Here is a 15,119-nt window from a genome sequence, read left to right on the forward strand (position 1 = left end):
CACCAGCGATTGTTAAAGAGATGTGCATTCATTTTTGCGATACCGTTGTCGAGTGAACTTGCGTACTAGTTAACTGGTTCATGAAAAGAAAGTCAACCATGAATTCAGAAAATGTGTGCTACCCGTTATGATAGGTCACAAATTGCAGTTTGATGAATTAGCGGAGCCGCTTTGAGCGACACGAATTACGCCATTATTTACGATCTTCACAGCCACACGCTCGCCTCTGATGGCCTGCTTTCTCCCGAGGCGCTGGTGCACCGCGCGGTTGAAATGCGCATCGGTACGCTGGCGATCACCGATCACGACACCACGGACGCCATTCCTGCCGCCCGCGCTGAGATCGCCCGCGCCGGGCTGGATCTCAATTTAATTAGCGGGGTGGAGATCTCAACGCTTTGGGAAAACCACGAGATCCACATTGTTGGGCTGAATATTGATATTGACCACCCGGCAATGCGTGATTTTCTTGAGCAGCAATCACAGCGCCGCACTGAGCGCGCAAAGCTTATCGCTGAGCGACTGGAGAAAGCGCATATTCCCGGCGCGCTGGAAGGGGCGATGCGCCTGGCGCAGGGGGCGAATGTGACGCGCGGCCATTTCGCGCGCTTCCTGGTCGAGCAGGGCAAAGCGGGCAATATGGCCGATGTTTTCAAAAAGTATCTCGCCCGTGGCAAAACGGGTTACGTTCCGCCTCAGTGGTGTACAATAGAACAAGCCATTGATGTGATTCATCATTCTGGTGGAACGGCGGTAATGGCCCATCCGGGGCGTTATAATCTTTCTGCCAAATGGCTTAAAAGACTGCTGGCGCATTTTGCTCAATGCGGCGGTGAGGCGATGGAAGTTGCCCAATGCCAGCAGGCTCCCAATGAGCGAACCCAGCTGGCGGAGTATGCCCGTCAGTTCGGTCTGTTAGGGTCGCAGGGGTCTGATTTCCATCAGCCCTGTCCCTGGATCGAACTGGGACGCAAACTTTGGCTTCCGGCGGGCGTCGATGGCGTCTGGTCGGCATGGGAGCAGCCGCAGAACAACACAGAGAGGGTTGTATGAGTCAGTTTTTTTATATTCATCCAGAAAATCCGCAGCCGCGTTTAATCAACCAGGCCGTCGATATCGTGCGCAAAGGCGGCGTTATCGTCTATCCCACCGATTCCGGCTACGCGCTGGGCTGCAAGCTTGAAGATAAAGGGGCGATGGAGCGTATTTGCCGCATCCGTCACCTGCCAGACGGCCACAACTTTACGCTGATGTGCCGCGATCTTTCCGAACTCTCCACCTACGCGTTCGTCGATAACGTGGCGTTTCGCCTGATCAAAAACAACACCCCGGGCAACTACACCTTCATCCTGAAAGGGACGAAAGAGGTGCCACGTCGTCTGTTGCAGGAGAAGCGTAAAACCATCGGCCTGCGCGTGCCGTCGAACCCGATTGCGCTGGCGCTGCTGGAGACGCTCAATGAGCCGATGCTCTCGACGTCACTGATGCTGCCGGGTAGCGAGTTTACCGAGTCGGATCCCGATGAAATTAAAGATCGCCTGGAGAAGCTGGTGGATCTGGTAATTCACGGCGGCTATCTCGGCCAGCAGCCGACGACGGTGGTCGATCTGACCGACGCTGCGCCGGTGGTGATCCGTGAAGGCGTCGGTGACGTTAGGCCTTTCTTATAGCGGCGCAAGTCGCTATACTACGCGGCCATTTCAGACGCGGCTTAAGCCGGGCTGATGACCCTATTCGACGCCTGTGAAGGCGACATAAAGGATGCTCGATGAGCGAGAAACTACAGAAAGTGCTGGCGCGGGCCGGCCACGGCTCCCGCCGTGAAATCGAAACTATTATCCAGGCAGGCCGCGTCAGCGTTGATGGCAAAATCGCCACGCTGGGCGACCGCGTCGAGGTCACGCCGGGGCTGAAAATCCGTATCGATGGTCACCTCATTTCGGTGAAAGAGTCCGTCGAACAGATCTGCCGCGTGCTGGCTTATTACAAACCGGAAGGCGAGCTCTGCACCCGTAACGATCCGGAAGGGCGCCCGACGGTGTTTGATCGTCTGCCGAAACTGCGCGGTGCGCGCTGGATTGCCGTCGGTCGTCTGGACGTCAACACCTGCGGTCTGCTGCTTTTCACCACCGACGGTGAGCTGGCGAACCGCCTGATGCACCCGAGCCGCGAAGTCGAGCGCGAATACGCCGTGCGCGTGTTTGGCGAAGTGGATGACGCGAAGCTGCGCGATTTGTCGCGCGGTGTGCAGCTGGAGGATGGTCCGGCAGCGTTTAAGACCATCAAGTTCAGCGGCGGTGAAGGTATTAACCAGTGGTACAACGTTACGCTGACCGAAGGGCGCAACCGCGAAGTGCGTCGCCTGTGGGAAGCGGTCGGTGTGCAGGTAAGCCGTCTTATCCGCGTACGCTACGGCGATATTCCGTTGCCGAAAGGGCTGCCGCGCGGCGGCTGGACCGAGCTGGATCTGGCGCAGACCAACTACCTGCGCGAGCTGGTCGGGCTGGATGCTGAGACGCAATCAAAAGTCGCGGTGGAGAAAGATCGCCGTCGCATGAAAGCGAATCAGATCCGTCGCGCCGTGAAGCGCCACGCTCAGCCGACTGGCGGTAAGCCTGCCGGTGGTAATCGCCGCCCGGGTGGCGGACGCACTAAAAACGATTAATGAAAAAGGGGCGCAAGCCCCTTTTTTTATCGCTAATAATCGATGCCGATCTGCGCTTTTATTCCCGCCTCAAACGCATGCTTCACCGGTCTTAACTCACTCACCGTATCCGCCGCCTCGAGAATATCGCGATGGCAGCCGCGTCCGGTAATAATCACCGTCTGCATCGGCGGCCGGTTTTGCAGGGCGGTTAACACCTTTTCCAGCGGCAAATAGTCGTACGCCGCCATGTAGGTCAACTCATCCAGCAGCACCATATCCAGCGCCGGGTCGGCCAGCATTCGCTCGGCGTGCTGCCATGCTTCAAGGCAGGCGGCGGTATCGCTTTCGCGGTTTTGTGTGTCCCAGGTAAAGCCGGTGGCCATCACCTGAAATTCGACGCCCAGCGGTTCGAGCAGGTTACGCTCACCGTTTGGCCAGGTGCCCTTGATAAACTGAATTACGCCCACCTTTTTGCCATGCCCGACGGCGCGCGTGGCGGTGCCGAAGGCCGCCGTGGTTTTGCCTTTGCCGTTGCCGGTGAAGACAATCACAATTCCACGCTCATCCTGGGCGGCGGCAACCCGTGCGTCAACGCGCTCTTTTACCTTCTGCTGACGCTGCTGATAACGTTCATCACTCATTGGGCGATCCCCGGTTTGCGCCCGGGTTGCGCATCAAACGTCATGCCGGTTTTGCGGCGGCTGTCATCGCCCATCAGCCACAAGTAGAGCGGCATGATGTCGGCAGGGGTTTTAAGCTTCTGCGGATCTTCCGTCGGGAAAGCGCTGGCGCGCATACTGGTGCGTGTTCCTCCGGGGTTGATGCAGTTGACGCGCAGCCGGTTCTGGTACTCTTCCGCCAGCACCTGCATCATCCCTTCGGTGGCAAATTTCGAGGTCGCATAGGCGCCCCAGTTGGCACGTCCCTGGCGACCGACGCTGGAGGAGGTAAAGACCAGCGAGCCGCAATCTGATTTGAGTAATAAAGGAAGCAGTGCCTGGGTAAGGTAGAACGTCGCATTTACGTTAACCTGCATCACTTCGTTCCAGACACCCGGATCCTGCTCGCTCATCGGGCAGATATCGCCGAGCAGGCCAGCGTTATGCAGCACGCCATCCAGATGGGGTGTGGAGGTGGCGATATCGCTGGCGAGCTGTTGGCACGCTTCGGGGGTGCAGGTTGCCATATCGAGGATAAACCACTGTGCGGCCTGGCCCTCGTCTTTCACCTGCTGCGCGACGTGGCGCAGTTTCTCTTCATTACGACCCAGCAGAATCAGCCTGGCGCCGTGGCGGGCGTAGGTTAACGCCGCCTCTTTTCCAATACCGTCGCTGGCACCGGTGACAAGAATGATGCGACCGTTTAGCAGGTCACGTTTGGGCTGATAGTGCACTCTGTCTCCTCAGGCCGCAGCCTGTAATCACCTTCACGTGTTGGCTTTATGCCTTAAACGTCCGGCTATTTCAATCGGTGAAGGGGAGAGTTACACACCCTTTACCTTAAGGAGTGCTAAAAAATTCAGCAACATGGCGACGCGGGCGCACGCCTGGCGCGAGACGCGCCCGCAGCGCTCATGTACACTGAGCCGATTATTGAGTGAAGTCACCGAGGTGGTATGCATGGAATTACTCTCTGAATATGGTCTGTTTTTAGCCAAAGTCGCCACCGTGGTGGTTGCGGTGGCGATCGTTATGACGCTTATCATCAATTTGCGCCAGCGCAAACGTCAGCGCGGCGAGCTGAAGATCACCCGCTTTAACGAGCACTATAAAGAGATGCAGGAGGAGATGTCCGTTGGCCTGATGGATGCTCACCAGCAGAAGCAGTGGCATAAAGCGCAGAAGAAAAAGCTGAAGGCAGATGCGAAGGCGGCAAAAGCACAGGCGAAGGCGGGCGTGTCAAAAGATCCGGTTAAACCGCGCGTTTATGTGCTCGACTTTAAAGGCAGCATGGATGCCGGCGAAGTGCACGGCCTGCGTGAAGAGGTAACTGCCGTGCTGAGCGTCGCAACGCCGAACGATCAGGTGCTGCTGCGTCTTGAAAGCCCGGGCGGCGTGGTTCACGGATACGGTCTGGCGGCTTCCCAGCTGCAACGCCTGCGTGATAAGCAGATCCCACTCACCGTTGCCGTGGATAAAGTCGCCGCTAGCGGCGGGTATATGATGGCCTGCGTGGCGGATAAAATTGTCGCCGCGCCGTTCTCCATCATTGGCTCCATTGGCGTGGTGGCGCAGGTTCCCAACTTCAACCGTTTCCTGAAAAGCAAAGATATTGATATCGAACTGCACACCGCCGGGCAGTATAAGCGCACGTTGACGCTGCTGGGTGAGAATACGGAAGAGGGACGGCAGAAGTTTCGTGAGAACCTTAATGAGACGCACGATCTCTTCAAAGAGTTTGTCAGCCAGATGCGGCCGCAGCTTGATATCGAGCAGGTGGCGACCGGCGAGCACTGGTACGGTAGCCAGGCGCTGGAGAAAGGGCTGGTGGATGAGGTCGGCACCAGCGATGAGCTGTTACTGGGGCTGATTCAGGAGCATGAAGCGATTGGCGTGCGTTACCAGCAGCGCAAAAAGTTGCTGGAGCGCTTTACCGGTAGCGCAACAGAAAGCGTAGATCATCTGTTGATGCGCTGGTGGCAGCGCGGGCAAAAACCGATGATGTAAACAAAAACGCGAGGCTCAGGCCTCGCGTTCTTCTTTAATCGATCAGGTGGTACTTTTCAGAAAGTTCATGGGCTAAATATTTGAACATATTGAATACCGCCGTACTTTTCCCCGTTGGCAACCCTTGCTCATCCAGGTAGTACTCTCCGCTGAACACCAGCACGCCGTTGCGCTGCGTCACACCGGTGGCTTCAATGCCCGCCAGCGTGTCGTCATGATCGCGAATTAGCTGATTTGCCAGCTCAAGCAGGGACTGACGATCGATAGGCTGAGATGTCTCGCTCATTTTCATTCTCCTCATTTTTTGTCGGAGTTTACTGCTAGCCGCGATGAGGGGCAAATTTTCCCTTGTTTTGTGAGGGGCTTACGGTCTCGTTAACCTGGCGCGATGCGTTTTTGCATGCTAATAAAGTTGCTTAACAAATTTTATCAGGTACAGTGTGACCCTTTCGTCAATCTGGCAACAGAATTGCTTGACATTCGACCGGATTATCGTCTTGCTATACCACGCTGATATGAAAAAGCCTGAAATCTCAGTCACCTGAATGCCTCTATTCGCGTGACCGGCAACGTCAAAGGGTTGATATCCCCTGGCTCCGCCGCAATAGTGACTGTTTATCAGTGGATGTGACGCAACATGCGACGCATTTCCGGAAGAATACAATAGGTAAAGGTGAATATGGGTAAAGCTCTCGTTATCGTTGAGTCCCCGGCAAAAGCCAAAACGATCAATAAATATCTCGGCAATGACTACGTGGTGAAATCCAGCGTAGGGCATATCCGTGATTTGCCGACCAGCGGCTCAGCACCTAAAAAGAGCGCCGACTCCACCGCCACCAAGCCGGCTAAAAAGCCTAAAAAGGATGAGCGGGGCGCGCTTGTAAACCGCATGGGCATTGACCCGTGGCACAACTGGGACGCGCATTATGAAGTGCTGCCCGGTAAAGAGAAGGTGGTTTCCGAGCTGAAATCCCTCGCTGAAAAAGCTGACCACATCTATCTCGCAACCGACCTTGACCGCGAAGGGGAAGCCATTGCATGGCACCTGCGGGAAGTGATCGGTGGCGATGAGACACGCTACAGCCGTGTCGTGTTTAACGAAATTACCAAGAATGCGATTCGTCAGGCCTTCGAAACGCCTGGCGAACTGAATATCGACCGTGTGAATGCCCAACAGGCGCGCCGCTTTATGGACCGCGTAGTGGGTTATATGGTCTCGCCGCTGCTGTGGAAAAAGATCGCGCGTGGTTTGTCCGCCGGTCGTGTACAGTCCGTCGCCGTCCGCCTGGTGGTAGAGCGCGAACGCGAAATCAAAGCGTTTGTCCCGGAAGAGTTCTGGGAAATTGACGCCGCAACGACCACGCCAGGCGGCGATACTCTGCCGCTGCAGGTGACCCACGAAGGCGATAAAGCCTTCCGTCCGGTTAACCGTGAGCAGACAATGGCGGCGGTCAGCCTGCTGGAAAAAGCGCGCTATACCGTTATCGATCGCGAAGATAAGCCGACCAGCAGCAAGCCTGGCGCGCCGTTTATCACCTCTACGCTGCAACAGGCCGCCAGTACGCGTCTTGGCTACGGCGTGAAGAAAACCATGATGATGGCCCAGCGCTTGTATGAAGCGGGTTACATCACCTATATGCGTACCGACTCCACCAACCTGAGCCAGGACGCGGTCAGCATGGTGCGCAGCTATATCGGCGATAATTTTGGTAATAAATACCTGCCAGAAAACGCCAACCAGTACGCCAGCAAAGAGAACTCGCAGGAGGCGCACGAAGCGATTCGTCCTTCCGATGTGAGTGTACTGGCTGAATCGTTAAAAGATATGGAAGCGGACGCGCAGAAGCTCTATCAGCTGATCTGGCGCCAGTTCGTTGCCTGTCAGATGACACCGGCGAAATATGACTCCACCACGCTCACCGTCGGCGCGGGCGATTTCCGCCTGAAAGCGCGCGGACGTATCCTGCGTTTCGACGGCTGGACGAAAGTGATGCCTGCGCTGCGTAAGGGCGATGAAGATCGCACCCTGCCGGCGGTCAATAAAGGTGATGAGCTGACGCTGGTTGAACTGACACCAGCCCAGCACTTTACTAAACCACCTGCGCGCTTCAGCGAAGCGTCACTGGTGAAAGAGCTGGAAAAACGCGGTATCGGCCGTCCGTCTACCTATGCCTCGATCATCTCGACCATTCAGGATCGCGGCTATGTACGCGTTGAAAACCGCCGCTTCTACGCGGAAAAAATGGGTGAAATCGTCACCGATCGTCTGGAAGAGAACTTCCGCGAGTTGATGAACTACGACTTCACCGCGCAGATGGAAGATAGCCTCGACCGCGTCGCCAATCACGAAGCTGAATGGCGCAGTGTGCTGGACAGCTTCTTTGGCGATTTCTCACGTCAGCTGGAGCAGGCTGAACAGGATCCGGAAGAGGGCGGCATGCGCCCGAACCAGATGGTGCTGACCAGCATCGACTGCCCGACCTGCGGGCGCAAGATGGGTATTCGTACCGCCAGCACCGGCGTCTTCCTGGGCTGTTCGGGTTATGCACTGCCGCCGAAAGAGCGCTGTAAAACCACCATCAACCTGATCCCGGAAAATGAAGTGCTCAACGTGCTGGAAGGCGACGACGCCGAAACCAACGCGCTGCGTGCCAAACGTCGCTGCCAGAAGTGCGGCACGGCGATGGACAGCTACCTGATCGATCCGAAGCGCAAGCTGCATGTCTGCGGTAATAACCCGACCTGCGACGGCTACGAGATTGAAGAGGGCGAGTTCCGCATCAAGGGCTATGATGGTCCGATCGTTGAGTGTGAAAAGTGTGGTTCTGAAATGCACCTGAAGATGGGACGTTTCGGCAAATACATGGCCTGTACCAACGACGATTGCAAAAATACGCGTAAGATCCTGCGCAATGGTGAAGTCGCGCCGCCGAAAGAAGATCCGGTGCCGCTGCCTGAGCTGCAGTGCGAGAAATCAGACGCCTATTTCGTGCTGCGTGACGGTGCGGCAGGTGTCTTCCTCGCGGCCAACACCTTCCCGAAATCGCGCGAGACCCGTGCGCCGCTGGTGGAAGAGCTCTATCGCTTCCGCGATCGCCTGCCGGAGAAGCTGCGCTATCTCGCCGATGCGCCGCAGGAAGATCCGAACGGCAATAAAACCATCGTGCGTTTTAGCCGTAAAACCAAGCAGCAGTACGTCGCCTCTGAGAAAGAGGGTAAAGCCACCGGCTGGTCCGCTTTCTATATCGACAACAAATGGACTGAAGCGAAAAAGTAATCGCTATCAAGCACCTATCGAGAAGGGCCGGATAATCCGGCCCTTTTTATTATCTATTATTATTCTTAGTTCCTCGCTATACACAGAAGCTATAAATGATATAGTGGTTATAGTTTTTCTCTTTTTTATTATCAAATCGTCTTAAGCGCTCATCGCTTGCCTCATTCGGATGGTCTGTCATGAAACTACAGCAGCTTCGCTATATTGTTGAGGTGGTCAACCACAACCTCAACGTCTCCTCTACGGCCGAAGGCCTCTATACCTCCCAGCCTGGCATCAGCAAACAGGTGCGGATGCTTGAGGATGAACTCGGTATTCAAATCTTCGCCCGTAGCGGAAAGCATCTTACGCAGGTGACGCCAGCCGGGCAGGAGATTATCCGCATCGCACGGGAAGTGTTGTCCAAAGTTGAGGCCATTAAATCGGTGGCTGGGGAACACACCTGGCCTGATAAGGGCTCACTCTACGTCGCGACCACCCATACCCAGGCGCGCTATGCGCTGCCAAATGTGATTAAAGGCTTTATTGAGCGCTATCCGCGCGTCTCGTTGCATATGCATCAGGGATCGCCCACGCAAATCGCTGAGGCGGTCTCCAAAGGCAATGCTGACTTTGCCATCGCCACCGAGGCGCTGCATCTCTATGACGACCTGGTGATGCTGCCGTGCTACCACTGGAACCGCTCGATTGTGGTGACGCCGGATCATCCGCTGGCGGCGAAGCAGTCCGTGTCGATTGAAGAGCTGGCGCAGTATCCGCTGGTTACCTATACATTTGGTTTCACTGGCCGCTCAGAGCTCGATACCGCCTTTAATCGCGCCGGGTTAACGCCGCGTATCGTCTTTACCGCGACAGATGCCGACGTGATTAAAACCTATGTCCGCCTCGGTTTAGGGGTAGGGGTGATTGCCAGCATGGCGGTTGATCCCGTCTCGGACCCGGATCTGGTGAAACTCGATGCCGATGGCGTCTTTAGCCACAGCACAACCAAGATAGGCTTCCGTCGCAGCACCTTCCTGCGAAGCTATATGTATGATTTTATTCAACGCTTTGCGCCGCATTTAACGCGCGATGTGGTCGATGCCGCCGTAGCGTTGCGATCGAATGACGATATCGAAGCGATGTTTAAAGATATTAAGCTGCCGCAGAAATAATACCGACGGGTATCTTATCACCCGAAAAGATACCCATAATGCCGCCTAAACCTAAATTAGAATTATCATCAACTCTGATAAAATCCCTCCGCAGAGTGATTGACGTCACATTTCAAATCCGCACTGTCTCTATTTTGCGACAAACATAGAAACTAAATAGCAACTCTGCAAATTCATTACTTCAATTATTTCTTTGTTGTCAAAAGATTTAATATTTCTTTGGAAATGGTGAGTAAATTCACTGGATTTTCCGCTAAAGTTCTTTTAGGATTTGTCTCATCCCATGATTACTAATACCGATTGTTGGTGCACAGAATGATAAGCGATGTCGATTGTACGAGGTTAGCAATGCCAACAGGAAGTGAAGAGCCGCAAAGGGACCCTGAGCTGAAGCGTAAAGCCTGGCTAGCGGTATTTCTTGGCTCTGCCTTGTTCTGGGCAGTGGTTGCGTTACTGGTCTGGAAATTTTGGGGGTAAAATGGCGATAGCAGGTCGATACGAACCCGTTAAGCGAGTGTGTCAGCTTCGTGACACGCCACCAAAAGCAAAAAACAAAGCGGTGACCGTTCTCCCGGCGTCCTGGAAGCTGACGCCGCAGCAGAAAGCGTTTATTGACGCCTTTGCTGAAGACGACATTAAAAAACAATAAATATACCAGCAAGATCAATGTGGGGAATTAACCCGCTATTCATTGACGTGCTCTTTTGTACTCTTTAATTAATACGCAGCATAAATGAATTGAGTAAAAACTCAGTTTCGATGAATAGATTCACGAGGTAAATTTTTATGATTAATAACCTTGGTATGAAATATTGGTCATGGCTTACAGCGTTCTCGGTTTCCGCCCTCATCTGGGGTGAGCTGGTCTGGCTGGCCCTGCAGTAACGAATTGAAAAACCTCGCATCGGCGGGGTTTTTTATTATCCGCACCTTATCCCCGCCCGTTAGATTTTCCCTTTTGTAGCAATTTAGGGTGTTATCAAAACGTTACGATATGTTTGTGTTATCTTTAATACAGACCCTGATAAGCATCAGGGTAAAGCTATCCCTGTAATAAAGGAGGAGCACATGTCGTCGACCCTACGCGAAGCCAGTAAGGACACGTTGCAGGCAGAGAACAAAACGTACCACTACTACAGCTTGCCGCTGGCTGCGAAACAACTTGGGGATATTTCGCGCTTACCCAAGTCCCTGAAAGTGTTACTTGAGAACCTGCTGCGCTGGCAGGATGGTGAATCCGTCACCGAAGAGGATATCCAGGCGCTGGCCGGCTGGCTTAAAAATGCCCATGCCGACCGGGAGATCGCCTATCGTCCGGCCAGGGTGTTGATGCAGGATTTTACCGGCGTCCCGGCCGTTGTTGACCTCGCCGCCATGCGCGAAGCGGTTAAACGCCTCGGCGGCGATACCGCCAAAGTGAACCCGCTCTCACCGGTCGATCTGGTAATTGACCACTCCGTCACCGTGGACCACTTCGGTGATGACGACGCGTTTGAAGAGAACGTCCGCCTGGAGATGGAGCGCAACCACGAGCGTTATGCCTTCTTACGCTGGGGCCAGCAAGCCTTTAGCCGCTTCAGCGTTGTGCCACCGGGCACCGGTATTTGCCACCAGGTCAACCTGGAGTATCTGGGCAAAGCGGTCTGGAGCGAGTTGCAGGATAAAGAGTGGATCGCCTATCCGGACACGCTGGTAGGTACCGACTCGCACACCACCATGATCAATGGGCTCGGCGTGCTGGGCTGGGGCGTGGGCGGGATTGAGGCCGAAGCCGCTATGCTCGGTCAACCCGTATCAATGCTGATTCCCGATGTGGTTGGTTTTAAACTCACCGGCAAGTTGGGTGAGGGCATTACCGCGACGGATCTCGTGCTGACCGTGACGCAAATGTTGCGTAAACATGGCGTGGTCGGGAAGTTTGTCGAATTTTACGGCGACGGGCTGGACTCGCTGCCGCTGGCCGACCGCGCAACCATCGCCAATATGGCACCAGAATATGGCGCAACCTGCGGCTTCTTCCCGATTGACAGCGTCACGCTCGGCTACATGCAGTTGAGCGGGCGTAGCGAAGAGCAGGTCGCACTGGTCGAAGCCTATGCGAAAGCGCAGGGAATGTGGCGTAATCCGGGCGATGAGCCGGTTTTCACCAGCACGCTGGCGCTCGATATGGGCGAGGTCGAGGCGAGCATCGCCGGACCGAAGCGTCCGCAGGATCGCGTAACCCTTAATGAAGTGCCGAAAGCCTTCGCCGCCAGCACCGAGCTGGAACTCAACACCGCGCAGAAAGATCGCAAACCGGTCGGCTATGTTCACAAAGGCCATCAGTATGAGCTGCCGGATGGTGCGGTAGTTATTGCAGCGATCACCTCCTGTACCAACACCTCTAACCCCAGCGTATTGATGGCTGCCGGCCTGCTGGCGAAGAACGCGGTCACACTCGGGCTGAAACGTCAGCCGTGGGTGAAAGCCTCGCTGGCACCGGGATCGAAAGTGGTCTCCGACTATCTCGCGCAGGCGCGTTTGACGCCATACCTCGATGAATTGGGCTTTAACCTTGTCGGCTACGGCTGCACAACCTGTATCGGTAACTCCGGCCCGCTGCCGGAACCTATCGAGCAGGCGATTCGCGAAGGCGATTTGACCGTTGGCGCGGTGCTGTCGGGTAACCGTAACTTTGAAGGCCGTATTCACCCGCTGGTGAAAACCAACTGGCTGGCTTCGCCGCCGCTGGTTGTCGCCTATGCGCTGGCCGGGAATATGAATATCAACCTTGCCACCGATCCGCTTGGGGTCGATCGCAAAGGCGATCCGGTCTACCTGAAAGATATCTGGCCATCGAGCGCCGAGATTGCGCGCGCGGTTGCGCAGGTATCAACCGATATGTTCCGCAAAGAGTATGCAGAGGTGTTTGAAGGCACCGACGAGTGGAAATCGATCGAGGTTGAACGCTCCGACACCTACAGCTGGCAGGATGATTCCACCTATATCCGTCTCTCGCCCTTCTTTGACGAGATGCTAGCCGAGCCGAAACCGGTTGAGGATATCCACGGTGCACGCATCCTCGCGATGCTGGGCGATTCTGTGACTACTGACCATATCTCACCGGCGGGGAGTATTAAAGCGGACAGCCCGGCGGGGCGCTATCTGCAAAGCCATGGCGTGGAGCGGGGCGATTTTAACTCCTACGGTTCACGTCGCGGTAACCATGAAGTGATGATGCGCGGCACCTTTGCCAATATCCGCATTCGCAATGAGATGGTCCCGGGCGTTGAGGGCGGAATGACGCGCCATCTGCCGGGCAGTGAAGTGATCTCCATCTATGATGCGGCGATGCGTTATCAGCAAGAGGGCACGCCGCTGGCGGTGATCGCCGGGAAAGAGTATGGCTCCGGCTCAAGCCGTGACTGGGCTGCGAAAGGTCCGCGTCTGCTTGGCATTCGTGTGGTGATTGCCGAATCCTTCGAACGTATTCACCGCTCGAACCTGATTGGCATGGGGATCCTGCCGCTGGAGTTCCCGCAGGGCGTCACACGTAAGACGCTGGGCCTGACCGGGGAGGAGCGGCTCGATATTGCCGATCTGCAAAATATCAAACCGGGTGGCGAACTGCCGGTGACTTTAACGCACGCCGATGGCACGCAAGAGGTGATTCCGTGTCGTTGCCGTATTGATACCTCGACAGAGCTTACCTACTACCGTAACGACGGCATCCTGCACTATGTGATCCGCAATATGCTCAACTAAACAAAAAGGCCTGCTTCTGCAGGCCTTTTTTTATTACTTCAGCAGATGTCCCATCTTTTCCGCTTTCGTATCGAGATAGTGCTCGTTCTCCGGATTGCGCCCCACAATTAGCGGCACGCGCTCGACGATATTGATCCCGGCTTCGGTCAGGATCTCCACTTTCTTCGGGTTATTGGTCAGCAGACGCACTTCATCTACCGCCAGCAGTTTGAACATATCGGCGCAGAGGGTGAAGTCACGCTCGTCGGCGGCAAAGCCAAGCTGATGGTTGGCTTCGACGGTGTCATAGCCCTGATCCTGCAACGCATAGGCGCGGATCTTATTCAGCAAGCCGATGTTACGGCCCTCCTGGCGATGATAGAGCAGGACACCGCGGCCCTCTTCGGCAATGTGATTCAGCGCCGCTTCAAGCTGGAAGCCGCAGTCGCAGCGCAGGCTGAACAACGCATCGCCGGTCAAACACTCGGAGTGCACACGTGCGAGAACGGGCAACTGCCCGGAAATATCACCATAGACCAGGGCCACATGATCCTGTCCGGTTGCCAGTTCTTCAAAACCCACCATCAGGAAGTCGCCCCATGGGGTTGGCAGTTTGGCTTCTGCCACACGTTTAAGTTGCATGTGAATCTCCGGATTATTTGGGCGCCGCGCGCACCGTTAACCTGTAAGTTTTCTGAGTCGCGCCATTTTGCCACAAGCTGCCTGACGACGCCTACATCTGCGCGGTGAATACCGCATAAACGCACAAATGCGCCGTTTCAGCGAAACTGTCATTTTTCGGTTATGATTGTGTCACTTACGCACAAGGAGATGAGATGCTGTCTATTGCTAAGCGAACAACCGCCGGTGCGGCGATTTTATTAATTATGCCGCTGGCGGTCTGGATCTCCGGCTGGCACTGGGAGCCCGGGCAAAACCACTGGTGGCTGCGTGTGCTCTTCTGGATGACCGAAACGGTGACGCAGCCCTGGGGCATCATCACCCACGTTGTACTTTGTGCCTGGTTCCTGTGGTGCTTACGTTTTCGCCTTAAAGCCGCATTGATGCTTTTTGTCATCCTCGGCTGCGCGATTGTGGCCGGGCAGGGGGTGAAATCCTTCGTCAAAGGGCAGGTGCAGGAGCCACGTCCCTTCGTCTTATGGCTGGAAAAAGAGCACGCCGTCCCAACCGATCACTTCTACAGCCTGAAGCGCAAAGAGCGCGGCGCGCTGGTAAAAGAGCAGCTCGCCAGCCAGCATGATATTCCCGCTTTTTTACGCCACCACTGGCAAAAAGAGACCGGCTTTGCCTTTCCGTCCGGGCATACCATGTTCGCGGCAAGCTGGGCGTTGCTTGGCGTCGGGCTGCTGTGGCCGCGCAGAAGGACATGGACTATCGTGATTCTGCTCGCCTGGGCGACGAGTGTGATGGGCAGCCGTCTGTTGCTCGGCATGCACTGGCCGCGCGATTTAGCGGTCGCGACGCTTATATCCTGGATTCTGGTGACGCTGGCGACATGGCTGGCGCAGCGCATCTGCGGGCCGCTCACGCCGCCAGCGGAAGAGGTGCCGGAGATCGTCGAGCGTGACAGCGAGACTTGATTTCCATCATTTTGGCCGCAAATCAGAAATTAACATTATGCATCCCCATTT

The 15,119-nt window shown here is 55.4% G+C and carries 14 protein-coding genes and 1 other annotated feature (1 of these 15 only partly in view); of the genes, 10 read left to right on the plus strand and 4 right to left on the minus strand.

What is annotated here, in order from left to right:
- Nucleotides 1-11, minus strand: a sequence feature (Trp leader region) (it extends 85 nt beyond the left edge of the window).
- Nucleotides 12-171: 160 nt separating this feature from the next.
- The 3 genes from rnm to rluB all read left to right on the plus strand — a co-directional run bounded on the left by rnm (nt 172) and on the right by rluB (nt 2,665).
- A complete protein-coding gene (gene rnm, locus ABIC80_RS05190; RefSeq protein ID WP_094419784.1) occupies nt 172-1,053 on the plus strand; it encodes an RNase RNM in 882 nt (293 codons plus the stop codon).
- Nucleotides 1,050-1,670, plus strand: coding sequence for an L-threonylcarbamoyladenylate synthase (locus ABIC80_RS05195; protein ID WP_429175846.1), 621 nt, complete (start codon nt 1,050-1,052; stop codon nt 1,668-1,670). The genes rnm and ABIC80_RS05195 overlap by 4 nt, the downstream gene beginning before the upstream one ends.
- Nucleotides 1,671-1,768: 98 nt before the next feature.
- Nucleotides 1,769-2,665 carry a 23S rRNA pseudouridine(2605) synthase RluB gene (rluB, locus tag ABIC80_RS05200; protein ID WP_054803447.1) on the plus strand — a complete coding sequence of 299 codons (897 nt, stop codon included), beginning with the start codon at nt 1,769-1,771 and terminating at the stop codon, nt 2,663-2,665.
- A gap of 32 nt (nt 2,666-2,697) precedes the next feature.
- Here rluB and cobO read toward each other — a convergent pair whose 3' ends face one another.
- Nucleotides 2,698-3,288 (minus strand): cob(I)yrinic acid a,c-diamide adenosyltransferase, encoded by a 591-nt coding sequence (cobO, locus tag ABIC80_RS05205; protein WP_429175848.1) that lies wholly within the window; start codon nt 3,286-3,288, stop codon nt 2,698-2,700.
- Entirely contained in the window at nt 3,285-4,040 is a 756-nt protein-coding gene (locus ABIC80_RS05210) for a YciK family oxidoreductase (RefSeq protein ID WP_429175850.1), read from the minus strand. Before ABIC80_RS05210 ends, cobO begins: the two co-directional genes overlap by 4 nt.
- A gap of 226 nt (nt 4,041-4,266) precedes the next feature.
- On the opposite strand from ABIC80_RS05210, the gene sohB reads away from it, so the two are divergent.
- Nucleotides 4,267-5,313, plus strand: a complete 1,047-nt coding sequence (sohB, locus tag ABIC80_RS05215; RefSeq protein ID WP_200133616.1) for a protease SohB — start codon at nt 4,267-4,269, stop codon at nt 5,311-5,313.
- A gap of 34 nt (nt 5,314-5,347) precedes the next feature.
- Here the strand turns inward: sohB and ABIC80_RS05220 are convergent, their stop codons facing one another.
- Nucleotides 5,348-5,599 (minus strand): YciN family protein, encoded by a 252-nt coding sequence (locus ABIC80_RS05220; protein WP_023478774.1) that lies wholly within the window; start codon nt 5,597-5,599, stop codon nt 5,348-5,350.
- A 393-nt stretch (nt 5,600-5,992) separates the two neighbouring features.
- Between ABIC80_RS05220 and topA the strand changes: the two genes are divergently transcribed.
- From topA to acnA, 5 genes are all read left to right on the plus strand, one after another.
- Entirely contained in the window at nt 5,993-8,590 is a 2,598-nt protein-coding gene (gene topA, locus ABIC80_RS05225; RefSeq protein ID WP_429175852.1) for a type I DNA topoisomerase, read from the plus strand.
- 179 nt (nt 8,591-8,769) lie between these two features.
- Nucleotides 8,770-9,744 (plus strand): HTH-type transcriptional regulator CysB, encoded by a 975-nt coding sequence (gene cysB, locus ABIC80_RS05230; RefSeq protein ID WP_023478728.1) that lies wholly within the window; start codon nt 8,770-8,772, stop codon nt 9,742-9,744.
- A gap of 315 nt (nt 9,745-10,059) precedes the next feature.
- Nucleotides 10,060-10,221 carry a YmiA family putative membrane protein gene (locus tag ABIC80_RS05235; RefSeq protein ID WP_076769923.1) on the plus strand — a complete coding sequence of 54 codons (162 nt, stop codon included), beginning with the start codon at nt 10,060-10,062 and terminating at the stop codon, nt 10,219-10,221.
- Between the two features lie 309 nt (nt 10,222-10,530).
- The gene (gene ymiC, locus ABIC80_RS05240) at nt 10,531-10,629 is read left to right on the plus strand and encodes a small membrane protein YmiC (RefSeq protein WP_225975715.1); all 99 of its coding nucleotides are present in this window, start codon (nt 10,531-10,533) and stop codon (nt 10,627-10,629) included.
- A 183-nt stretch (nt 10,630-10,812) separates the two neighbouring features.
- Nucleotides 10,813-13,488, plus strand: a complete 2,676-nt coding sequence (acnA, locus tag ABIC80_RS05245; RefSeq protein WP_429175853.1) for an aconitate hydratase AcnA — start codon at nt 10,813-10,815, stop codon at nt 13,486-13,488.
- 33 nt (nt 13,489-13,521) lie between these two features.
- Here the strand turns inward: acnA and ribA are convergent, their stop codons facing one another.
- On the minus strand, nt 13,522-14,109 hold the full coding sequence (ribA, locus tag ABIC80_RS05250) for a GTP cyclohydrolase II (protein WP_023478838.1): 588 nt from the start codon (nt 14,107-14,109) through the stop codon (nt 13,522-13,524).
- Between the two features lie 194 nt (nt 14,110-14,303).
- On the opposite strand from ribA, the gene pgpB reads away from it, so the two are divergent.
- Complete coding sequence (gene pgpB / locus ABIC80_RS05255; protein ID WP_242388202.1) at nt 14,304-15,068, plus strand: phosphatidylglycerophosphatase B; 765 nt, start codon at nt 14,304-14,306, stop codon at nt 15,066-15,068.
- Nucleotides 15,069-15,119: the final 51 nt, after the last annotated feature.

Origin of the sequence: Kosakonia sp. 1610 (assembly GCF_050435845.1) — a bacterium.
Lineage (GTDB): Bacteria > Pseudomonadota > Gammaproteobacteria > Enterobacterales > Enterobacteriaceae > Kosakonia > Kosakonia cowanii.

Bases quoted from the DNA above. Each gene is read 5' to 3' on its own strand.
- ABIC80_RS05195 (WP_429175846.1), top strand. From the start codon at position 1,050: ATGAGTCAGTTTTTTTATATTCATCCAGAAAATCCGCAGCCGCGTTTA.
- rluB (WP_054803447.1), top strand. From the start codon at position 1,769: ATGAGCGAGAAACTACAGAAAGTGCTGGCGCGGGCCGGCCACGGCTCC.
- cobO (WP_429175848.1), bottom strand. From the start codon at position 3,288: ATGAGTGATGAACGTTATCAGCAGCGTCAGCAGAAGGTAAAAGAGCGC.
- sohB (WP_200133616.1), top strand. From the start codon at position 4,267: ATGGAATTACTCTCTGAATATGGTCTGTTTTTAGCCAAAGTCGCCACC.
- ABIC80_RS05220 (WP_023478774.1), bottom strand. From the start codon at position 5,599: ATGAGCGAGACATCTCAGCCTATCGATCGTCAGTCCCTGCTTGAGCTG.
- topA (WP_429175852.1), top strand. From the start codon at position 5,993: ATGGGTAAAGCTCTCGTTATCGTTGAGTCCCCGGCAAAAGCCAAAACG.
- cysB (WP_023478728.1), top strand. From the start codon at position 8,770: ATGAAACTACAGCAGCTTCGCTATATTGTTGAGGTGGTCAACCACAAC.
- ABIC80_RS05235 (WP_076769923.1), top strand. From the start codon at position 10,060: ATGATAAGCGATGTCGATTGTACGAGGTTAGCAATGCCAACAGGAAGT.
- ymiC (WP_225975715.1), top strand. From the start codon at position 10,531: ATGATTAATAACCTTGGTATGAAATATTGGTCATGGCTTACAGCGTTC.
- acnA (WP_429175853.1), top strand. From the start codon at position 10,813: ATGTCGTCGACCCTACGCGAAGCCAGTAAGGACACGTTGCAGGCAGAG.
- ribA (WP_023478838.1), bottom strand. From the start codon at position 14,109: ATGCAACTTAAACGTGTGGCAGAAGCCAAACTGCCAACCCCATGGGGC.
- pgpB (WP_242388202.1), top strand. From the start codon at position 14,304: ATGCTGTCTATTGCTAAGCGAACAACCGCCGGTGCGGCGATTTTATTA.